The organism is Gracilibacillus sp. JCM 18860 (assembly GCF_055395245.1).
The window spans coordinates 1,925,926-1,947,485 of record NZ_AP043868.1; the positions used below are offsets into that span (position 1 = coordinate 1,925,926).

General features: G+C 38.2%; 19 protein-coding genes and 1 riboswitch. Of the genes, 1 reads left to right on the forward strand and 18 read right to left on the reverse strand.

Features of this window, described 5'->3' with window-relative positions:
• Positions 1-20 precede the first annotated feature (20 nt).
• The 6 genes from murB to ACZ5R4_RS09885 all read right to left on the reverse strand — a co-directional run bounded on the left by murB (position 21) and on the right by ACZ5R4_RS09885 (position 9,197).
• Positions 21-944, reverse strand: a complete 924-nt coding sequence (murB, locus tag ACZ5R4_RS09860) for a UDP-N-acetylmuramate dehydrogenase (RefSeq protein ID WP_464368422.1) — start codon at positions 942-944, stop codon at positions 21-23.
• A gap of 117 nt (positions 945-1,061) precedes the next feature.
• Positions 1,062-2,003 carry an ornithine carbamoyltransferase gene (gene argF, locus ACZ5R4_RS09865; RefSeq protein WP_109984810.1) on the reverse strand — a complete coding sequence of 314 codons (942 nt, stop codon included), beginning with the start codon at positions 2,001-2,003 and terminating at the stop codon, positions 1,062-1,064.
• Positions 2,000-5,236, reverse strand: a complete 3,237-nt coding sequence (carB, locus tag ACZ5R4_RS09870) for a carbamoyl-phosphate synthase (glutamine-hydrolyzing) large subunit (RefSeq protein WP_464368423.1) — start codon at positions 5,234-5,236, stop codon at positions 2,000-2,002. The genes argF and carB overlap by 4 nt, the downstream gene beginning before the upstream one ends.
• On the reverse strand, positions 5,229-6,323 hold the full coding sequence (locus ACZ5R4_RS09875) for a carbamoyl phosphate synthase small subunit (RefSeq protein WP_109984808.1): 1,095 nt from the start codon (positions 6,321-6,323) through the stop codon (positions 5,229-5,231). Before ACZ5R4_RS09875 ends, carB begins: the two co-directional genes overlap by 8 nt.
• A gap of 190 nt (positions 6,324-6,513) precedes the next feature.
• The gene (gene argH, locus ACZ5R4_RS09880; RefSeq protein ID WP_277678191.1) at positions 6,514-7,941 is read right to left on the reverse strand and encodes an argininosuccinate lyase; all 1,428 of its coding nucleotides are present in this window, start codon (positions 7,939-7,941) and stop codon (positions 6,514-6,516) included.
• Positions 7,938-9,197: an argininosuccinate synthase gene (locus tag ACZ5R4_RS09885; RefSeq protein ID WP_109984806.1), complete on the reverse strand. Its 1,260-nt coding sequence runs from the start codon at positions 9,195-9,197 to the stop codon at positions 7,938-7,940. Before ACZ5R4_RS09885 ends, argH begins: the two co-directional genes overlap by 4 nt.
• A 287-nt stretch (positions 9,198-9,484) precedes the next feature.
• Between ACZ5R4_RS09885 and ACZ5R4_RS09890 the strand changes: the two genes are divergently transcribed.
• Positions 9,485-10,420, forward strand: a complete 936-nt coding sequence (locus tag ACZ5R4_RS09890) for a DUF4349 domain-containing protein (RefSeq protein ID WP_054861629.1) — start codon at positions 9,485-9,487, stop codon at positions 10,418-10,420.
• Positions 10,421-10,467: 47 nt separating this feature from the next.
• Here ACZ5R4_RS09890 and ACZ5R4_RS09895 read toward each other — a convergent pair whose 3' ends face one another.
• The 12 genes from ACZ5R4_RS09895 to lepB form a co-directional block, all read right to left on the reverse strand.
• Positions 10,468-10,899 carry a DUF4064 domain-containing protein gene (locus tag ACZ5R4_RS09895; protein WP_109984804.1) on the reverse strand — a complete coding sequence of 144 codons (432 nt, stop codon included), beginning with the start codon at positions 10,897-10,899 and terminating at the stop codon, positions 10,468-10,470.
• 17 nt (positions 10,900-10,916) lie between these two features.
• On the reverse strand, positions 10,917-11,867 hold the full coding sequence (locus ACZ5R4_RS09900) for an ABC transporter permease (protein ID WP_109984803.1): 951 nt from the start codon (positions 11,865-11,867) through the stop codon (positions 10,917-10,919).
• Positions 11,860-12,765 carry an ABC transporter ATP-binding protein gene (locus ACZ5R4_RS09905; RefSeq protein WP_054788231.1) on the reverse strand — a complete coding sequence of 302 codons (906 nt, stop codon included), beginning with the start codon at positions 12,763-12,765 and terminating at the stop codon, positions 11,860-11,862. The genes ACZ5R4_RS09900 and ACZ5R4_RS09905 overlap by 8 nt, the downstream gene beginning before the upstream one ends.
• 422 nt (positions 12,766-13,187) lie before the next feature.
• Entirely contained in the window at positions 13,188-13,991 is an 804-nt protein-coding gene (gene thiD / locus ACZ5R4_RS09910) for a bifunctional hydroxymethylpyrimidine kinase/phosphomethylpyrimidine kinase (RefSeq protein ID WP_109984802.1), read from the reverse strand.
• A gap of 19 nt (positions 13,992-14,010) precedes the next feature.
• Positions 14,011-14,487, reverse strand: a complete 477-nt coding sequence (locus tag ACZ5R4_RS09915; protein WP_054861635.1) for a DUF456 domain-containing protein — start codon at positions 14,485-14,487, stop codon at positions 14,011-14,013.
• A 207-nt stretch (positions 14,488-14,694) separates the two neighbouring features.
• Positions 14,695-16,203, reverse strand: coding sequence for a BCCT family transporter (locus tag ACZ5R4_RS09920; RefSeq protein WP_464368424.1), 1,509 nt, complete (start codon positions 16,201-16,203; stop codon positions 14,695-14,697).
• Between the two features lie 102 nt (positions 16,204-16,305).
• Positions 16,306-17,454, reverse strand: coding sequence for an MFS transporter (locus ACZ5R4_RS09925; protein ID WP_109984854.1), 1,149 nt, complete (start codon positions 17,452-17,454; stop codon positions 16,306-16,308).
• A gap of 383 nt (positions 17,455-17,837) precedes the next feature.
• Positions 17,838-18,362 carry a type 1 glutamine amidotransferase domain-containing protein gene (locus ACZ5R4_RS09930; protein ID WP_109984800.1) on the reverse strand — a complete coding sequence of 175 codons (525 nt, stop codon included), beginning with the start codon at positions 18,360-18,362 and terminating at the stop codon, positions 17,838-17,840.
• A 58-nt stretch (positions 18,363-18,420) separates the two neighbouring features.
• The gene (gene thiE / locus ACZ5R4_RS09935) at positions 18,421-19,065 is read right to left on the reverse strand and encodes a thiamine phosphate synthase (protein ID WP_464368425.1); all 645 of its coding nucleotides are present in this window, start codon (positions 19,063-19,065) and stop codon (positions 18,421-18,423) included.
• Positions 19,065-19,871, reverse strand: a complete 807-nt coding sequence (gene thiM / locus ACZ5R4_RS09940; protein ID WP_464368426.1) for a hydroxyethylthiazole kinase — start codon at positions 19,869-19,871, stop codon at positions 19,065-19,067. Before thiM ends, thiE begins: the two co-directional genes overlap by 1 nt.
• Positions 19,871-20,695, reverse strand: a complete 825-nt coding sequence (gene thiD, locus ACZ5R4_RS09945; protein WP_109984798.1) for a bifunctional hydroxymethylpyrimidine kinase/phosphomethylpyrimidine kinase — start codon at positions 20,693-20,695, stop codon at positions 19,871-19,873. Before thiD (ACZ5R4_RS09945) ends, thiM begins: the two co-directional genes overlap by 1 nt.
• Before the next feature lie 93 nt (positions 20,696-20,788).
• A riboswitch (TPP riboswitch) is annotated at positions 20,789-20,897 on the reverse strand.
• Between the two features lie 64 nt (positions 20,898-20,961).
• On the reverse strand, positions 20,962-21,510 hold the full coding sequence (gene lepB / locus ACZ5R4_RS09950; RefSeq protein ID WP_054788213.1) for a signal peptidase I: 549 nt from the start codon (positions 21,508-21,510) through the stop codon (positions 20,962-20,964).
• Positions 21,511-21,560 lie beyond the last annotated feature (50 nt).

Consider the following 21,560-nt stretch of genomic DNA (forward strand, 5'->3'; position numbering starts at 1 on the left):
ATCCAGATTAACAAAACAACCTAAGCCATCTCTTCATCCTCTCCCAAAATCCTAACCTCTCTCTCCAATTTTACACCAAATTTCGCTTTCACCGTCTGCTGTACCATCTCAATCACAGCAATATAATCACTTGCCGTTGCATTATCTTTATTCACAATAAATCCAGCATGTTTGGTGGATACTTCTGCCCCTCCAACACCTTTACCTTGTAACTCGCTATCTTGAATCAGTTTCCCTGCAAAATAGCCTGGTGGACGTTTGAACACACTACCACAGGATGGATACTCTAATGGCTGCTTTGACTCACGCTTAAAAGTCAAATCATCCATCACAGCCTTAATCTCCTCATAATGTCCTTCCTTTAACTGAAAGGTTGCTTCTAAAACGATATATCCTTTTTCTGCGATATTACTCGTTCGATAATCTAGATCAAACTCCTCTGCCAATACTTGATGCACATCGCCCCCGCGATCGACAATTAATGCATGCTCTAGACAATCTTTAATCTCCCCACCATATGCACCTGCATTCATATATAAGGCACCACCAACGGTTCCAGGAATGCCACAAGCAAATTCAAGGCCTGTTAATTTTTCTTGCAAAGCAAATCGTGATGCATCAATAATTCTCGCACCACTCTCTGCAACTACTTTATTGCCCTCTCGTCTAATCGCACGAAATTTCTTTAGACTCAATACAATTCCTCGAATACCTCCATCACGCACGATGACATTCGAGCCATTACCGAGCAGAGTAAAAGGAATTTGCTTTCTAATTGCATAACGAATGACTTCTTGTACTTCTTCTATCGTACCTGGTGTAATAAAAAAATCTGCCTTTCCACCAAGTTTTGTATAAGTATGATTTTTTAATTCCTCATCTATTAAAATATGGTCTTTTGCCAAAATATCCTGCAATTCTGAGATAACAGTTTGTTTGTTCATGTAGATTCAATCCTTTATTATTCTATTGTGAAAATAACTCACAATTCATTCTATTATATCAATAATGAAATATGAACTGCAAATGAAGAGGAAAAAAGCTAGATCCCTAATTGGAATCTAGCTACCCATCAATGCAACCATCAATGCTTTTTGTGCATGTAATCTGTTTTCTGCTTCTTGGAATACGACAGACTGTGGCCCATCAATAATTTCTGACGTTACTTCCTCTCCTCTGTGCGCTGGAAGGCAATGCATGAATATGGCATCTTCCTTTGCATGGGAGAAAAGCTCCGTGTTTACTTGATAAGTAGCAGCAAATGCCTTTTCCCGTTCATTCTGCTCAGCTTCCTGCCCCATGCTTGCCCATACGTCTGAATAGATGACATCAGCATCTTTTACAGCCTCGATAACATCGTCTGTCACTAATACCTCCGTTCCTTCAGCAAATGATTTAGCGACTGCTGTAATTTCGTCTTTCGGCTGATAACCGTTTGGCGCTGCGATAGCTACGTCTAAGCCCATCTTGGCACAGCCAATCATTAAGGAATGTGCCATATTGTTCCCGTCTCCAATATAGGCGAGTTTTAAGCCTTCAAGCTTACCTTTTATTTCTTTCATTGTCTGCAAATCAGCAAGAACCTGGCATGGATGATACTCATCTGTAAGACCATTAATAACAGGAATCGTAGCATTCTCGGCTAAATCCTCTACATCCTGTTGAGAAAAAGTACGAATCATTATACCATCCAAGTAACCTGACAAAACCTTAGCTGTATCAGAAATTGGTTCCCCACGACCAATTTGTATATCATTGGCACTTAAAAATAGACCAGTTCCACCAAGCTGATAAATACCTGCCTCAAAGGAAACGCGTGTACGAGTTGATGACTTCTCAAAGATCATGCCTAATGTTTTTCCTTTTAAAGGTTCATAAATCTCGCCCTTTTTTCTTTTTTGCTTAATTTGGTCAGCTAATTCTAATAAATAGCTGATTTCTGCTTTTGAGTAGTCCGCTAATGTAAGTAAATCTCTGCCTTTTAACTTTTCTTTATAACTCATCCGATCACACGCTCCTTCTTATTCACTTGGTTCTTGTCTTTTCGATAGGTCTGGATGGATTGAGGTGCCTCTAAAGCCTCTTCTGTTGCGTTTAAATAGGCTACTAATGTCTCATTAGATGAGAAGCATAATGTGTCAGATTTCAAGCCTGCCTCTCTTAGAACAACATGTTCATCTTTTTCTCCTGTACGGTTCGTATCAGCAATCAGGGCATATTTTTCATCAAGACAATTGTTGGTCGCAACTTCTAAACTAACTACCTTACTTATGGTTACACCTTCCGTTTCTAATAAGGCTTTTGTTTTTGGATCTACCTCAATCTGTATATTGAGTAGTTGTAATGCTTCGATTAGTACCTTATCTACCTTTGTTAAGGATAAGAAGATTACATCATTTACAGTAAGAGCTTTTAAGCTATTTTCCTTCCAACCAAATGCCTTAGCCATCGCTTGATCTACGGTTGTTCCAATTCCGATTGCTTCCCCAGTTGATTTCATCTCAGGACCGAGGATCGGATCAAGACCAGGTAATTTATTTGTGGAAAATACTGGCATTTTTACTGCGTAGTATGGGACCTCACGGTGAAGTCCTAATTTCCATGCTTGATCCTGTAATGCTTCACCCATTTGAACACGAGTAGCTAAATCCACCATTGGAACTCCTGTTACCTTACTTGCAATAGGGACTGTACGTGATGCACGAGGGTTTACCTCCAAGACATAAATTGTTTTTCGATCTTCACTTAGGACAAATTGAATGTTCATGATCCCTTTTACATGTAATGCCTTTGATATCTGCTGTGTATATGCTTCTATCGTTTGTTTATGTGCTTCCGTTAAAGTAGGGGAAGGGAAAATAGCAACACTATCCCCTGAATGAACTCCTGCTTTTTCTACATGTTCAAAAATACCTGGTATTAAAATATCCTCTCCATCACAAATCGCATCCACTTCGACCTCGTAGCCTTCAATATAACGATCAATTAAGAGTGGAAAGATGCGATTATCGTGAGAGCTTTGCTCAAGATTTGCTAAATAATTGACTAGTTGTGTTTCACTATAAAGGATGACCATGCCCTGACCACCGATTACATACGATGGACGAAGGAGGATAGGATAACCGATTTTTTCGGCTACTGCCTTTGCATCCTCTACTGCCATTACCGTATCACCTGGGATATGAGGGATGTTTAATTTCTGTAATAATTGATAAAACTGGTCACGGTCCTCCACTGCTTCAATTGCTTCAAGAGCTGTACCTGTAATCTTCACACCAGCTTTTTGTAATCCGTCTGCTAGATTAATCGCTGTTTGGCCTCCAAACTGTACTAACACTCCTTCAGCCTGTTCCTTTCTAACAACATGTAAAACATCCTCCACTGTTAGTGGCTCGAAATACAAATGGTCTGCTGTATTGAAATCCGTACTGACGGTTTCTGGATTGTTATTAATAACAATGGCATCTATCTTTTGATCTTGTAATGATTTAGCCGCATGAACGGAGCAATAATCAAATTCTACCCCTTGTCCGATCCGTATTGGACCAGACCCCAGTACGATCATTATCTTCTCACCACTTAGAGCTTCTACCTCGTCTCTTTCATTCCATGAACTATAAAAATATGGGGTTTCAGCAGAGAATTCCGCCGCACAAGTATCCACCATCTTAAAGGATGGGGCTAATTTCTCTGTTTTTATTTTTTCTTGTATTTGTTCAATTGAAACATTTAATATTTTGGCAAGAGCAGTGTCAGATATGCCATAGCTTTTCGCCTCTTTAATATCCTCTACTTTTATTTGATCCCATTCTTTTGTGGCAAGCTCCTTCTCTTTTTTAACCATTGCTTCTAACTCATACAAAAAATAATTATTAATTTGGGTTATGTTATGGATTTCCTCCACTGTCTTTCCACGTCTTAATGCTTCCGTAACGACAAACAATCGCTCATCAGTTGCTTTATCTAAAGCTAGCACAAGCTTTTCGTCTGTCCATTTCTCTATACCAGGTAGATAAATAGAGTCGAGACCGATCTCTAATGAACGAATCGCTTTATTGATAGCAGTTGGAAAATTGCGCGCTAGAGCCATCACCTCACCAGTTGCTTTCATTTGTGTACCAAGTAATCGGTCTGCTTGTGTGAATTTGTCAAATGGCCAACGCGGAATTTTGGCTGCAATATAATCGATCGCTGGTTCAAAGCTGGCATATGTATCACCAGTAATTGGGTTAATGACCTCATCTAAGTGGTAGCCAAGAGCAACTTTAGCAGCAATCCGAGCTATTGGATAGCCGGTTGCTTTGGATGCAAGAGCACTGGAACGACTAACCCTAGGGTTTACCTCAATAATAATATAATCATCGTTTTCCGGATTTAAAGCGAATTGAATATTACAACCCCCAATCACACCTAATTCACGGATCACTTTTACAGAAGAAGTTCGGAGCATTTGATACTGGCGATCTGTTAACGTTTGAGAAGGTGCTACGACAATACTGTCCCCTGTGTGCACTCCAACTGGATCAAAATTTTCCATGTTACAAACAATAATGCAAGTATCATTGGAATCACGCATTACTTCATATTCAATCTCTTTCCATCCCTTTACACTTTGTTCAATTAATACCTGATTAATTGGGCTATAATGAAGGCCGTTTTTCACAATTTGACGGAGCTCTTCTTCTGTATCCGCTATTCCACCACCAGCCCCGCCTAGTGTATATGCAGGACGTACAATCATTGGATAACCAACCTTCCTAGCAAAATCGAGTGCTTCATCAACAGAAGAAGTGGACAAGCTTTCGGCAATTGGCTCTTTAATTTCCTTCATCATTGATTTGAATATTTCACGGTCTTCCCCTTTTTGTATAGTTTCAAGCGGTGTTCCTAATAAGGTAACTTGATATTTTTCTAGCACTCCTGCCTCATCTAAGAGTACTGCCATATTCAAGCCGGTTTGCCCACCTAATGTTGGCAAAATTCCATCAGGTCGTTCCTTTTCAATAATTTTCGTTATCGATTCACACGTTAATGGTTCTAGATAAACCTTATCGGCAATATTTTCATCTGTCATAATGGTTGCTGGGTTGTTATTAACAAGAACAACTTCTACTCCATCCTCTTTCAAAGCTAGACATGCTTGTGTACCAGCATAATCAAATTCGGCTGCCTGACCGATAACGATCGGTCCGGAGCCAATTACTAATACTTTTTTTATATCTGTCAACTTAGGCATGCTGTCTCTCTCCCTTAGTAATAAACTGCTGAATAAAATCTACAAATAAATGGTGTGTGTCAATTGGTCCTGGATGTGCTTCAGGGTGAAACTGCACGGTCATTAAAGGCAGTGATTTATGTTTTAATCCTTCCACCGATTTGTCATTAACATTGATATGAGATACATACCAATTCGTATTATTAACAGAATCATAATCTACAACATAGCCATGATTTTGTGAGGTAATCATGACTTTACCAGTTTGTAAATCTTTGACTGGATGATTACTTCCTCTGTGTCCGTATGGAAGGCGCTTCGTTGTCGCACCATGTGCTAAAGCTATCAACTGATGGCCTAAACAAATTCCTAATGTCGGAAAACTCTCGGAAATTTGCTTGATATTTTCAGATAAATCTTTTAATGCTTTTGGATCTCCAGGTCCATTGGATAATAATACACCATCTGGAGCTATTCGTTGAATCTCAAGGAAAGCCGTATCATATGGTACAACTGTAACATCGCAGCCCAGTTCTAGTAATGAATGGGCAATCGAATGCTTATAACCGAAATCCATCACGACAACGTGCGGGGTTGGATGGTTTGCAGGATTACTTGTTTTATAGAAAAGCTTTTCCTTCGTTGATACACTGGATACGACTGCTGGATCAACATCATTCAGTATTGGTTTGTCAGCCGGATCGTCCGTAATTTTGCCATACACTTCCCCTTTTTCTCGAATAATCCTAGTTAGTGCACGTGTGTCAATATTAGCTAATGCAGATATCTGATATTTTTCAAGAATCTCAATCATTGTATTTTTCGATTCATAATGCTCGGGGTTTTCACTTAATGTTGATACAATAAAACCCGCGACAGAGGGCTTTAAGCTTTCATAGTCGATTTCATTCCAGCCATAATTTCCGATCAATGGATAAGTCATCGTAACAATTTGTCCTGCATAGGATGGATCTGTCATCACTTCCTGATAGCCTGTCATTGCAGTATTGAATACGAGCTCACCTTCCATTTTTTTCGGGGCTCCTAGCCATTTACCTTCTAAAACATCCCCAGTATTTAAAACAAGATAACCTTTTGTTTGCTGCAATATTATCTCCTCCTTGTCAAACCAAGAAACTGTATCTATTCATTTAAAGATGAATTTTCAATTTCTTATAATTATACTATAAAATTTATATTTATGCATTTATTTTTACAAAAAAATGAGAACTTTTACTTCTCATTTCATTTTGTTCGATAAAGGAAAGGAAAAACTAAGCCTCTTATAAGGAAGGGACTTAGTTTTTCTTTAGTACATTTACTTTTTCTGCAAAAACTGCTATCCAATGCTTGCTTTCTTCTAATCGACTGCTAGCAAGCTTTATTTGATCCTCTACTCTGTTTTTCGCGGTTCCTCCGACAATGTCTCTTGCATTGACAACCGTTTTAGGCGAAAGTACTTGATAAATATCCTCTTCGATAAGGTCAGAAAACTGTTTGAACGCCTCAAGCGGAAGGTCTAACAAATACTTGTTCTCTTGGATACAATGAAGCACCACTTGCCCAACTACTGCATGCGCCTCACGGAAAGGTAAACCCTTGTTTACTAAATAATCTGCTAAATCTGTAGCATTCGAAAAATCCTCCGCAACTGCTGCATACATATTATCCTTTTTCACTTCCATTGTTTCAATCATTGGTGCAAATAATGCCAATGCGCCTTTGATTGTTTCTACTGTATCAAACATACCTTCCTTGTCCTCTTGCATATCTTTATTATACGCAATTGGTAAACCCTTTAGTGTTGTTAACATGCCCATTAAATGTCCATAAACTCGACCAGACTTACCACGAACAAGCTCTGCTACGTCTGGGTTTTTCTTTTGTGGCATCATGCTGCTTCCTGTACAAAAGGCATCATCTAATTCAATAAAATTAAATTCTGCACTTGACCATTGCACGAGCTCCTCACTTAAGCGAGATAAGTGCATAATCACTAAGGATGCATTGGACAAAAATTCGACAACAAAATCCCGATCACTCACGGCATCTAAGCTATTCTCCACCACACCATCGAAATTTAATTGCTCTGCTACGAAATGGCGATCAATTGGAAAGGTCGTACCCGCTAACGCCCCTGCTCCTAATGGGGAACGATTGACGCGTTTATAGCTATCTTTTAGCCGCTCTACATCTCGCTCGAACATGGAGACATATGCCATCATATGATGGGCGAACAATACTGGCTGCGCACGTTGTAGGTGTGTATAGCCAGGAAGAATCGTATCAAGGTTCTCGTTAGACTGCTTAATTAAAGCATCCTGTAGTTTGGTTAAAAGCTCCACTAATGTTACTAGTGCATCTCTTAGATACAGACGCATATCTAATGCCACCTGATCGTTTCTACTTCTCCCGGTGTGTAGCTTACCACCAACAGCACCTATTTCATCGATTAAAAGTTTTTCTACGTTCATATGAATATCTTCATTTGCTTCGGTTAGCTCTGCTTTTCCTGTTGCTATTTTTTCTGCAACTACCTGTAGGCCTTGTTTAATCTTCTCTGCATCTTCTTTCGGTATAATCTCACATTTTGCTAGCATTTCTACATGTGCAAGACTACCTTGAATATCATATTGTGCAAGCTTTTGATCGAAGCTGATGGATGCTGTATACTCATCTACTAATTCATTTGTTGGTTTTGTAAAACGTCCGCCCCATAATTTCATTGTGTCACTGATTCCTTTATATCAATTTTCGTTTTTTCCATAATTTTTGCTTTGTCTGCATGAACATCATTCACGGTTGAATGCACTTTTGTTGGTAAGCCCCAAAGCTTGATAAAGCCAAGTGCTGCTTCATGATCAAATGCGTCACCCTTGTTATATGTCGCTAAATTGAAATCATACAGTGAATTATCCGATTTACGACCAACAACAAATGCTTGACCTTTGTATAGTTGAACCTTTGCTACACCATTTACATATTTTTGTGTTTCTGTAATAAATGCTTTTAACGCATCGGTTAGCTGGGTAAACCATAAACCATCATAAATTGCCTGCTCTAATTGCTGTTCTACCACTGGCTTAAACTTCGTCACCTCTCTTGGCAAAGTGATGGATTCGATCTCTTGATGTGCTTTAATTAAAGTGATCGCTGCAGGTGCTTCATAAATTTCACGTGATTTAATACCTACAAGGCGGTTTTCGACATGATCAATTCTTCCAACACCATGTTTACCAGCTATATCGTTTAATTTTAAGATTAATTCGTGTAATGGATATTCTTCACCATTAATGGCAACAGGTTTTCCTTGTTTGAACTCAATCTCGACAATTTCTGGTTGGTCAGGTGCATCAATAGGATCAACTGTTAGCTCAAAGGCATCTTTCGGAGCAACTGCCCACGGATCCTCTAAAATACCACATTCGTTCGCACGTCCCCACAGGTTTTGATCAACACTATATGGACTATCTAAATCTATTGGAATAGGAATACCGTTTTCTTCTGCATATTTAATTTCTTCGTCTCTAGTCATTTTCCATTCACGAACTGGTGCTACAATTTTCAGTTCTGGATTTAGTGCTGTAAATGCCACATCAAAACGAACTTGGTCATTACCTTTACCAGTACAACCATGCGCAACGGCAACCGCACCTTCTTTTTCTGCAATGTCTACTAATACTTTTGCAATTAGTGGACGAGAAAGTGCGGAAACTAACGGGTATTTATTTTCATACATGACGTTCGCTTGAAGTGCAGGTAATACAAAATCTTCTGCAAACAATTGCTTTGCATCAACTGAATAAGATTTAATCGCACCAACATCGATCGCTTTATTTTTAACAAATTCTAAATCCTTACCTTCCCCTACATCTAAGCCTACTGCAATCACATCATAATTATATTTATCCTGTAACCATTTAATAGCAACAGAAGTATCAAGTCCCCCAGAATATGCTAATACTACTTTTTCTTTACTCATTAATAATCTCTCCTTAAGTCTAATATCTATTAATTCCTATTCGTTTGAAGTAATTATGTATTATTATGCACTATTCAGTATATTAATTCAATAGTTATGCTGAAAAAAATTTATTTTTTTAAAAAGTCGTTTGAATTATTACGCTAACTAACAAAAGTATTATTTACATAAATACGTTTTGCTTAGGACAGTGCCGTAAATCATACAAGGAAATGAATAATTATTAATTTCAATTTCTTGTAACCAATCAACAGATCGGACGTCTAATCTAAAAAAAGGGGGTTCCTATGTTTAAAAAATGGTGCTTATTCATTTTTGTTTTGATTCTATTTCTCACAGCCTGTTCGAACAATGATAGTAGTGAATTAGCGGAGAGTACAGCGGACGAGCAAGCTGAAGCTCCACAGGATTTCAGTATGGCCAATAAAGAAGATAGTCGAGCAAACAATCTACAAACTGAATCGGCTGTAGAGAATGATAAGAATGCTAACGATTCTTCGAATGCCACAGAAACAGAGGTTGCTAACCGAAAAATCATCTATAATGCCAGTCTAACCATTGAAACTTCTAATTTCACTGAAGCAACTAAATTTATAGAAGAGGAAACCTTAAAAAAAGGTGGCTATATCGTTTCGTCTCAAGCTTCTCAGCATCAAGAAGAAAAAACCCAACAAGGAAGCATGACCGTAAGAATCCCGGCAAAGCAATTTCAATCCTTTTTGACGATTTTAGATGAAGGGAATATGAAGGTGCAGGAGAAAGCTGTTAGCGGGGAGGATGTAACAGAGCAATATGTGGATTTAACCGCAAGACTAGAAGCAAAAGAGGTAGTGGAAAAACGCTTGCTTTCCTTTATGGAAAAGGCAGAGAAAACAGAGGATTTACTAAAAATATCTGCCGATTTAGCGGAAGTACAAGAAGAAATAGAACAACTAACGGGTAAAATTAAATATTTAGAAAACCAATCAGACTTTGCTACAATTGATCTCTATATCAAAGAAAATAATACCTCTTTACCATCCGTACAAAACGAGTCGGCTAGTACCTGGGAAAAAACGAAGGAACAATTTAAAGAAAGTATTCAATTTCTAGTCACATTGGTATCTACCATTTTTGTTTTTTTAATTGGTAATGCACCGATTATCGTTCTTTTATTGATAATCTTCGTTATCACCATTGTTCTTCTCAAACGGAGAAAGAAGAAAAAGCCAGACACGAATTAATGTCTGGCTTTGATTCCAAAATATATCGTGGAACGTTGTGATCTTTATTAATACTGTTCGAGGGATACTTCCTGCTTTGGTTTACGGGCAACTCCCATAATACCTGCAATGATGTAGAATATTCCTGCAAAGATACCAAAGCCAATGGTAAGTAAAGTGGATAATCCCCCAACTACGATCAGAATAATACCTGCAGCCTTTGGTTTATTATTTCCTTTAAACAAGAACATGGAAACAATTCCTAGAACGATAGCAGCAATCGAAATGACTAGAATATATACACCGAAGCTACTTGCACTTTCTAACACCATTTCAATATCTTTAGGGTTAAGACTAGGGTCGGTTTGTTCTACTTGATCAACAAACTCTTGTTGGTTTAGGAGGTCTTCGAACATCGTAAACATACCTCCTAAAAAAGCGCCAATTAAATAAACAAATGCTCCAATAAAGGTTAATACTACTTCAGCAGTTCTTCTCAATTTTCATTCTCCTCTCTTTAATGTCCAGCTACATCTCTTCTTGTAAAGGATAACCATGAAACAAGTAAAAAGATAATATAGTATACAACAAGCACGGTTATGGAAAAGCCTAAGGTCATTCCATCAATTACAGGGCTTTGATTCCCCATATATTGATTTAAGTTCGTGTTTGCAAATAATATAAATTTCGCCCAATCGTATTTAGACAGGAAACTCACAATGATATCCCCTGCGAACATCAAGAAAATCGCAAGTCCAATTGCCATACTATTATTTCTAAATAAAGTGGAGATCATAAAAGCGAATGTAGCCATTATGATTAAATTTACCATATTTAAGCCGTACTTTGTCAATATTTCAGAAACAACACTTACTTGTTCAAACCCATTTGCCCCTTCTATTACTATATTAGGGCTTAATCCATTTATACCAAATAGAATAGCTCCAATGATTAAATTAATTAAAAAGGAGAATATAAGCATCGAAATAGAAAAGATTAATACATTCACATATTTTGTCCATAAAATCTTACCTCGAGAAATTGGGCGAATTAATAAAAGCTTAATCGTCCCCCATTTAAACTCACTTGATACGATACTTGCAGCAACAATGATCGTAAATAAACTAACTAACATGGTTAAGCCTGCGTTCTCCAGGGCAAATTGCCATGCATCATAAGACAATGGCTTAATATCGTTCTCTAAGTAATATTCATTTTTGGCAATATCATATGCATACAAATCACCAAACACTTCGTCTTCTGCTTGCATTTCTAAATATTCTTCATTTTTTGCTTGTAATTCTTCTCGCCAATTATCTCCATATTCCTCAAGTCCATCTGAAAAGAAGAAGGTAATTAATCCTGATGCTAGGATAATACCAGCAAGGATTATATACATCGACCATGTCGAAAATCGACTATAGAGCTTGATTTGTTCATTATTTATTAAAGAAAAAAAGTTACGCAATCGTGTTCTCTCCAATCATTTCAAAGAATTTATCTTCAAGGCTAGCATTATTTGTTACTACTTCATAGATTTCTAGCTGGTGTTTCACTAGTTCTTGAATGATCTGAGGTATGATTTCCTTCTTTGTTTTGATAGCTAATTTGTTCTCTTCTATGGATGCCGATATGTTAAAGGCATCTTCTATCACTTTAACTGCTGTATCAATAGGAGAGACCTCTATCAATACTTGAAGATCTTGATCTTCGTTTGACTCATCTGCAACCTTTTCCACTGTTACAAGCTCTCCATTTTTAATAATACCAATTCGATCACACATAAGCTCAATTTCTGATAATAAGTGACTAGAAACAATGACCGCAACATTTTCTTCCTCTGCAAGTTTTCTAATATACTGTCTTATTTCTCTTATTCCTGCAGGATCGAGTCCGTTGGTTGGTTCATCTAAAATAAGAATAGAAGGATTATGTAATAATGCCTGAGCCACTCCAATACGCTGACGCATACCTAAGGAATACTTTCCTACTTTTTCATGAATTGCCTTCTCTAAACCTACTAATGCAATCACTTCCTTGATACGTTCATCCGTAATACCAGGTATCATTCGAGCAAAATGCTTTAAATTTTTCCATCCACTCATGAATGGATACATTTCTGGATTTTCCACAATAGCCCCAACTTGTCGGACTGCTTGTTTATAATTTTTGCTCACACTTACCCCATTAATTAGGATATCCCCTGCCGATATCTTCATTAGACCTACCATCATTCTAATCGTTGTCGTTTTTCCGGCCCCATTTGGTCCTAAAAATCCGAAAACTTCACCTGGATAAATCTCAAAGCTTAAGTCTTTAATAATTTTTTTCTTACCAATGCTTTTATTCACATTCTTTAACTGCATTGCTGGTTGCACGCAGACACCTCCATTAAATACTTTTACCTCTATTAATATATACGTCCAAAAATAAACATGGTTTCACTTTTTTCCAAAATTCTGTTTATTTAAACAAAAAAAGAAAAGAGATTGGGACAAAAGAGTAATAAAATAGAGAAAATCCGAACTTCTGCACTGTAACCGCTCCGTCAAAATACTCCGCTTTTACCCATCGGGCATAAGTCAACATCTGCTCAAGTAAACTTTCGCAGTGTTTCCTTTACAGTGGGCACGGCGGTCTGCTAACTTTGCAAAGAAAACCACTTTACAAAGTGGATCTTCAGCTCGTGCTGTTCCCACAGGAGTCTCCGTATTTTGACTACGCTCAATCAGAGGATTGTTCGGATTCTCATTCACCTTATATAATTATTATGACCCCACCACTTCCTTTATTGACTAGAATTATGAAACAAGCGGTAGGCTGCTGGTTGAACGGAGCCCACCCCTTTTCCAAAGGATAAGCTATGCTTAATCGCATAATAGACATAAGATTTGCTTATCTCGATTGCATCCCTTATCTCGACTCCTTTTGCTAATTCAGCAGTTAAGCAAGCCGCAAAGCTACATCCAGCACCACTTGTATGTATCGTATCAACAAATTCTGTCTCATATATGTGACAACTTTCTCCGTCATACAATACATCTACTGCCTTCCCTTCCATTTTCCCACCTTTTACAAATACATAGGAACCGCCTAGCTCATGTAATTGAACGGCATATGCCTTTAATTCCTCTACCGTTTCGGGAATTTTTTTATTTAAAAGCCTTGCTGCTTCTAATCGGTTTGGCGTTATAATGGTGGCCAAAGGAATTAATTGCTTTTTCAATACTTCGATCGCATCATCTGCTAATAATTGAGAGCCCATTTTGCCAATCATGACTGGATCTACTACTAAATAAGGGGACTTGTTTCGCGCTATGAATGTCACTACCCTTTCAATAATAGTAGTAGAAAAAAGCATTCCAGTTTTGATCGCATCGATTCCTACCTTTTCTACTGCTGTATATAGCTGTGCTTCGATTTCCTCTATCGTACGCAAAAAAATTTTCTTTTCTGTTCTTGATTGATTTGTTACTGTTGCTGTGATTGCAGACATTCCATAGACGTTTCTTTCCTGAAACGTCTTTAAATCTGCTTGAATTCCTGCACTTCCTTGTGCAGCAGCACCTGCAATCGTCAATACTCTTTCCATTGCTAACACCTCGATGTATTTAAATGGCGATGAAAAACCAAATGATCATAATTAGTTGAATGACGATTTTAGCAACTGTCCCACCTAAAAAACCAAGTAAGGAACCATATGCTGCCTTCATTGCATCACCACTCGTTCTTTTTTGTATTAATTCTGTGATAATGACTAAGATAAATGGAACGATAATAATCCCAAACGGCGGAATGATAAAGGAACCGACAATCACTCCTAAACCCGCCATCCGCTCGCCCCACTTGGAGCCACCATATTTTTTGACAAAGTAGCTATTTGCAATAATATCAGACAGGATTAATATAATCGTTAAAATGGCCATTGCAATCCAAAAGACCCAGCCAATATTGTCTGTTGTCAATAAAAATTGATACAGAAAAAATCCCACCCAGATTACTAACACTGCCGGTATAATCGGAAAAACAATCCCTACAAATGCCAGCACAAAACAAGCAATAATTAATATCCACCATAAAATATCCATATTCATACTCCCATCTAATCTAGATACAATCTCCACAATTTTCTTCCATTTGTTATATTTATTGTAGCAAAAGACAAATGATTTTAGGAGAATTTATGCAATCAAAGCCTTTATATTGACTATATTCCTTATCAGCAAAAGCATAAACCTCCGAATAAAATAGTCCGGAGGTTCTTTTCTTAAATATTCAGTAATCAGCAAAATAAATTAACTCACTCTTTTTCTTGGTTTTTTATCCTTTCTAACATCCTTTTTTACTATCTTAAGAAAGGATACTAACATCAGAATCATAATTACCGAAAATGGGAGTGCGGCAATAATTAACATGTTCTGTAGTCCCGCTGTTCCACCAAAGTATACAATAATGGCAGCCATCGCTGACATTGCTAACCCCCAAGCAATTTTGATCGAATTTGCTGGATTAATCGATCCATTAGAGCTAAGCATTCCCAAGACAAAGGTAGCAGAATCGGCAGAAGTGATAAAGAAAATCGCGATCACAAAGACTGTAATTAAAGCCATAAAGTCACCTAATGGATAATGCTGCAGCATCCCAAAAGTTGTGGTCTCTAACGTATATGCAGAAATTGCCTCTATTCCATTTTGTTCAATATTTAGCGCAGATACCCCAAAGACTGCGAAAAAAATAAAGCAGACTAGGGCTGGTACGAATAATACTCCGACCATAAATTGTTTAATCGTTCGACCACGAGATATTCTTGCAATAAATATACCGACAAATGGAGCCCATGATATCCACCATGCCCAATAGAAGATCGTCCAGTTATCAATCCAAGTACGTCCTTTTTCATTTAATGGGGCAAGACGAAAACTCATATCGAAAAAATTAGCGATATAGCTTCCTAATGTAGCAGTAAACATATTCAGAATATAAAGTGTAGGACCTACAATAAATAACAAAAGTAATAAGAAAAATCCTAGCCCCATATTAATATTACTTAAGTATTTGATCCCCTTACCAATCCCTGACCATGCAGATAAAATAAAAAGGGCAGTCGCCACAGCTAAAATAACAAGCTGCATCGTAAAATTATTAGGTGTATCAAATAGATAAGCTAGACCACCATTAATCTGAGCAGATCCAAAGCCTAGCGTGGATGCCACACCGACGACTGTTGCAAAAATGGCTAAGATATCAATTAATTTACCAGGAGTCGCTTTCATTGCCCTCTCCCCAAAAACAGGTGTAAGGGTAGCACTAATTAGTCCTGGATAATCTTTTTTAAATTTAAAATAAGCGAGTGCTAAGGCGACAATAGCATATACCGCCCATGCGTGAATTCCCCAATGAAAGAAGGAATATTGTAATGACTCGCGAATCGCTTCATTTGATCCTACTTCTGCATTTGGTGAGCTTTTAAAAGCATGTGAGATAGGCTCTGCTGTAGTCCAAAATACTAACCCCATTCCCATACCTGCACTAAAAAGCATGGCAAACCATGAAGCGGTTGAATATTCAGGTCTTTCATTGTCTTTACCTAACCGCAATTTCCCTATACGAGAAAAAATAAGATAAATACAAAAAGCTAAGAAAACCATGATGATAAGTAAATAATACCAGCCAAAATATTCAGAAATATATGTAGTGATTGCTTGTGTTGAATCCTTCAAATTTTTTGGATCAATCATGCCCCATAAAACAATGAGGGCACAGATGGAAAGTGCTATCCAAAAAACAGCATTGTATTTTCTCATTTACTCAACCCCTATTCCACGTCCAGTCTCTATATTATGCCCGTTTTCAAACATTATCAAACAATTTTTGACACTATACATCCTGAAAGACATCATTCCTACTCATGAATCAGACCGCACTACCCGAAATACTTCCTTGTCTTCCACCAAATGTGTCACAATGGCTAAAATGAAACCCAATCCGATGATACCTGCAGCAATTACTGTAATCATGACATAAGAGAAGCCATTCTTTAATAATACGGTTCCGAGTGTTGCTCCAATAAAATTTGCTAAGTTGAAAACAGAAGCTGCAATAGTTCCTGATAGTAATGGAGCTTCTGTTGCGGCCAAAATTATTTTAGAATTCAGGATTGGAGATGTCCCAAACGTCCCTGCACCAAATAAAAAGCTGGCAATCAGTGCTAGTGCAGCAAATTGAACAGTAAACGCAAAAATCAACAAAACAACTGCTAAACTAGCTAATGCTAGCATAAGATACTCTGTTAAGCGTGCTTCCTGAATTTTTCCAGAAGCAAAATTCCCAATAACGGATCCTACACCAAAGCAAAATAAAGTAGCTGTAATACCTGTAACTCCAAAGCCTGTGAACTCTCTAATCATTGGTTCCATAAACGTATATGCAGTGAACACACCTGAAAAACCAAAGACGATAATGAATATAACCATCAGGACATTTTTATTACGGAATATTTTAAGCTCTTTTTTCAATTTTGGTACATCTGTTGTCTCCTGATTGGGTGTCACGATTACAAGAGCCGTTAAGGTAATTATTCCTAGAATTACCATAAACCAAAAAACCAATCTCCAATCTAACATACCGCCTAGAAAGGAGCCGAAAGGTACACCTAGCATAATGGCAATGGTAAGTCCTCCTTGCACAGCTGCAATCGCACCTGTTCTTTTATGTGGTGCAGATATATTCACAGCTATCGCCATACACAGGCCAAAAAACGGAGCATGCATAGCAGCAGACAATAATCTAGATAGTAATAATACTTCAAAGCTTGGTGCTGTTGCAGCAATAATATTGCTGATAACAAATAAAGCCATCAGTCCAACTAGGAGTGGCTTGGGGGAGAATTTTAATGTAACCATTCTAAGAATTGGTCCAAACACTGCTACACTTATCGCATAAACACTTAATAGTAATCCTGTTGTTGAAACATCGACATCTAAATCGTTTGCAAATTGTGTCAGTAATCCTGTTACAACATACTCTGTCATCCCAACAGAAAAGGTACCAATCATAAAGATTGCTAAGACTATCTTTGATGATACATTGATTTGCTTCACTTCGTATTCCGCCCCTAACTGCTGGCTAAAATGTAGGTAGTGTACCCATTGCCATTCCATCTACTGCTTTTTTTCCAGCATTTACTCTGCTAGTACTTTAACAAAAACGATAAGCTTCATTGTATCAAATCTCTTCATCATTTCAAGTTAAAAATGCTAGATAAGCACATCTTCACCAAAAAATAATGTTAGAAAAACTCGCATTCGCTCGTCTTTTGGAGAATGCCTAGTTTTGCTTATACTTGGCACCTTAAAATCTCCGCTACGTCGAACTTCTGCTGTGTAAAGATTTTATACTTTTCTAACGTGTAAAAAAAGGAGCCTTCTGCGGCTCCTCCTTAATTTGCTGCTAGTAGATCAGCAAATGCTTTTACATATGGGGGTAAATCTGGTGGTCTGCGGCTAGAAACAATGTGTCCATCCGTTACGACAGCTTCATCAAACCATAAGGAACCAGCGTTAGTCATATCATCCTTGATTCCTGGGGTACTGGTGACTTTTTTCCCTCGCAAAATGCCAGCAGAAATAAGTACCCAGCCAGCATGGCAAATCTGACCAATTGGCTTTTGCTGCTCATTCATAGATCTCACCATATCTAACACTTCTCGATAACGCCTAAGTTTATCAGGCGCCCAACCACCTGGTACGAGTATCGCATCATAGTCATTTACATCGATTTGTGAAAAACTATAATCCGATTCTGCCGGTACTCCGTATTTTCCGAAATACTTTTTCTTCGCTTCTTTTGCGACTAAATCTACGATTGCGCCTTCTTCTCGCAATCTTAATACAGGATACCATAATTCTAAATCTTCAAAGTCTTCCTCTAATAATGCAATCACTTTCTTATCCTTTAAACGCATCCTATCTGCCTCCTCTATATATTAGTCTATCAGACAACCCAAGCAAGTGGCTATTGATTCAATTTGATTGATAATGAGCAAATTTTCTAAATAAGTGAGCCATTTCCTTTGGTTTTTTCGAACGACTAATGGCCGTAATAATAGATACGCCATCCGCGCCAGCTTTTCTTAGTCCGAATATATGGCCCAACTTAATTCCACCAATCGCCACAATTGGCAAATCTCCGACTTGCTCACGAATATTCCTTAAACCATTTTCTCCTATTGGCTGCTTTGCATCCTCCTTTGTATTCGTTCCATATATGGGGCCAACTCCGATGTAATCTGCTCCATCCTCTTTTGCTTTAATTGCTTCCTTTTCATTCGTTGCAGAAACACCAATAATCCAATGATCCGGGCATCTGCTTTTCACCTGTACAAAAGGTTCATCCTCCTGCCCAATATGAACACCATCTGCCCCGATTTCTAGCGCGAGATCGATATCATCATTAATCAGAAATGGGACATCGTACTGGTGACAAAGCCCTCTCATCTTCAAAGCCATCTGCTTCTTTTCCTCTCCGATGAGTGCTCCTTTCCCTTTTTCTCGAAATTGGAAAAGGCTCACTCCTCCTTGAAGGGCTTCCTCCAATACCTCTAATGGATCTTGTTCTGTATTATTCGTTCCTAAAATAAAATAAACCTGCAAAATAGACGGCTTCATCAAAAATGTTCACTCCCTAATGTTCCCATTGAAATACGTGATTTTCTCTCAAAAGCCTCCATGTTTAAATGATTCAGTTGATCCAAGAAGGTGATTTGAAAACTGCCTGGCAAATTGGACTGTTGGGCTGCTTCTTCAGCAGCAACCCCGTAATAGCTGATGGCTGTAGTAGCTGCGGTTAAGACATCCTTCTCTACTGCTAAAAATGCCCCAATCACAGCGGATAATAGACAGCCTGTACCTGTGACTTTTGTTAGCAATGGATGACCATTAGTGATCCTATATCTTGATAGCCCATTTGTCACTACATCCACTTCCCCTGTTATCGCAATATTTGTATTAAATTTTTTAGCAGCAAGTGTTGCAAGATTTTCGTTCTGAAGGTCACCCGTCACATCAACCCCCTTCACTTTTACCTCCATACCGGCTAAATTAGCAACCTCGCCAGCATTTCCTCTTATAATCGTTACATCTACTTCGTCTAATATTCTTAAAGCAGAGGATGTGCGAAATGTAGTTGCTCCTACACCTACTGGATCTAAAACGACGGGCACTCCCGCTTTATTAGCTGATTTACCTGCAAGGATCATGGCATCCACCTGATCTTGCGTCAATGTACCAATATTTAAAACGACCGCATCCGCTATTTGAGCCATTTCCTCTACTTCTTCTTTAGCATGCGCCATAACAGGTGATGCACCTATTGCATATAAGCCATTTGCTGTAAAGTTCATCACTACTTGGTTGGTAATATTATGAATTAATGGTTGTTTTTCCCGCAATAGTTGAATCTGTGTTAGCTTCATTATTCCATTTCTCCTCTATTTGGTAATCCTTTTAGTCGATATCCCCAATGATTAGTTGGGCCATTCCCTTTGCCTAGTAACAGAGAATGTTGAATAGCATCTGTAATAAATTCTTTTCCAAGCCCCACCGCTTCGTTAATTGATTTACCTTTAGCTAGCTCGGCCGTAATGGCTGCTGAGAACGTACAGCCTGTTCCGTGGGTGTGAGGTGTATCGATTCTTTTCGTACTGAAATAATCAAATTGAGCCCCATCATATAATACATCCTTCGCATCGCCATCAAGATGTCCACCTTTCACTACAGCCGCTTTTGCCCCTAATTGATGGACCAACACTTTGGCTGCTTTTTCAGTGTCCTTTTGTGAGTTGATGGAAAAACCTACTAGAAACTCTGCTTCTGGTACGTTTGGCGTAACAACCGTTGCAAGTGGTAGGAGTATATCCCGAATAACCTCGCGAGACTTCTCTTCCATTAATGGATCACCACTTTTAGCAATCATCACTGGATCAATAACAAATGGGATTTTACTGTTTGTAAGTTTTTTTGCAATGAGCTCCATCATCTCAATGGTAGCAATCATTCCAGTCTTGACGGCATGTGGGGTAATGTCCTCCCATACCGCATCAAACTGTTTTTCTATAAAATCAATGGGGAGATGCTCTACTGCCTTTACCCCCTTAGTGTTTTGTGCGACAACCGATGTAATGACACTCATTCCATAGACTTCTCTTTCCTGAAATGTTTTTAGATCTGCTTGGATCCCTGCACCACCAGAAGGATCTGTACCGGCTATCGTTACTGCACTTACTATTTGATTGGACATAAACCTTTCTCCTCTCTTTTTACGAAATGAAGGGAAATAAAAAAACCGCCCCTTATATAAATGGAGCGGTTATTTATTACATCAATCTATCACTTTTGACCGACTCCACTTCCCTCCGCCAGCTTTAACTAGTTCAGGTTCAAAGGGATCAAGAAGAACTATTCTTATCTCAGCCATTCCGATGGCACCCCTAGTGGAATTTTTGTATTCAATTAATTCTAATAAAACATGTGAGTTCCATTCTGTCAAGAAAGCGATATATATGTCTAGTTGATCCACCCAATCGAATCGAGTGGCCAGATTCTCATTTTCACATCTCCAATAATGGATTCCTCATCAATGAATCCAAAGGAGCGACTATCCTTGCTCACACGACGATTATCTCCAAGCACAAAGAATTTCCCATCAGGAACTGTTTCTTCACCTGTCAAATTATAGAGGGTAAAATCATTCGTTAAGCTTTCCCCTTCAGGTAGCGTTTCTTTGTATGCTGTCAAGTAATCTTCTTTATATTCCTTGCCGTTTATGAATAAATGGTCATTTTTCATTTCGATACTATCACCTGGAATACCAATTACTCTTTTAACATAATTATCTTCAGAGTCCGGGGCTTCGAAAGCTATTTCGTCAAATCGCTCTATTTCACTTATCTTACTTAAAATAATGCGATCCCCATCCTGTAAATTAGGCATCATGGACTCACCCTTAACAATAGATGGAGTGAATAAAAAATGGCGACAAACTAGAACAATAACTACTGCTATTAATAGTGCTTTTAACCATGAGAGTAATTCTGATATAAATTTGTTATCCATAGGTAACCTTCTTTCGTCTGAACTAAGGAAATTTTTTTTATAAAGTTTTT

Excerpts from the sequence above, each read along its gene's own strand:
- murB (WP_464368422.1), bottom strand. The coding sequence starts at position 944 with ATGAACAAACAAACTGTTATCTCAGAATTGCAGGATATTTTGGCAAAA.
- argF (WP_109984810.1), bottom strand. The coding sequence starts at position 2,003 with ATGAGTTATAAAGAAAAGTTAAAAGGCAGAGATTTACTTACATTAGCG.
- carB (WP_464368423.1), bottom strand. The coding sequence starts at position 5,236 with ATGCCTAAGTTGACAGATATAAAAAAAGTATTAGTAATTGGCTCCGGA.
- argH (WP_277678191.1), bottom strand. The coding sequence starts at position 7,941 with ATGAAATTATGGGGCGGACGTTTTACAAAACCAACAAATGAATTAGTA.
- ACZ5R4_RS09885 (WP_109984806.1), bottom strand. The coding sequence starts at position 9,197 with ATGAGTAAAGAAAAAGTAGTATTAGCATATTCTGGGGGACTTGATACT.
- ACZ5R4_RS09890 (WP_054861629.1), top strand. The coding sequence starts at position 9,485 with ATGTTTAAAAAATGGTGCTTATTCATTTTTGTTTTGATTCTATTTCTC.
- ACZ5R4_RS09905 (WP_054788231.1), bottom strand. The coding sequence starts at position 12,765 with ATGCAGTTAAAGAATGTGAATAAAAGCATTGGTAAGAAAAAAATTATT.
- thiD (WP_109984802.1), bottom strand. The coding sequence starts at position 13,991 with ATGGAAAGAGTATTGACGATTGCAGGTGCTGCTGCACAAGGAAGTGCA.
- ACZ5R4_RS09915 (WP_054861635.1), bottom strand. The coding sequence starts at position 14,487 with ATGGATATTTTATGGTGGATATTAATTATTGCTTGTTTTGTGCTGGCA.
- ACZ5R4_RS09920 (WP_464368424.1), bottom strand. The coding sequence starts at position 16,203 with ATGAGAAAATACAATGCTGTTTTTTGGATAGCACTTTCCATCTGTGCC.
- ACZ5R4_RS09925 (WP_109984854.1), bottom strand. The coding sequence starts at position 17,454 with ATGATTGGTACCTTTTCTGTTGGGATGACAGAGTATGTTGTAACAGGA.
- ACZ5R4_RS09930 (WP_109984800.1), bottom strand. The coding sequence starts at position 18,362 with ATGCGTTTAAAGGATAAGAAAGTGATTGCATTATTAGAGGAAGACTTT.
- thiE (WP_464368425.1), bottom strand. The coding sequence starts at position 19,065 with ATGAAGCCGTCTATTTTGCAGGTTTATTTTATTTTAGGAACGAATAAT.
- thiM (WP_464368426.1), bottom strand. The coding sequence starts at position 19,871 with ATGAAGCTAACACAGATTCAACTATTGCGGGAAAAACAACCATTAATT.
- thiD (WP_109984798.1), bottom strand. The coding sequence starts at position 20,695 with ATGTCCAATCAAATAGTAAGTGCAGTAACGATAGCCGGTACAGATCCT.
- lepB (WP_054788213.1), bottom strand. The coding sequence starts at position 21,510 with ATGGATAACAAATTTATATCAGAATTACTCTCATGGTTAAAAGCACTA.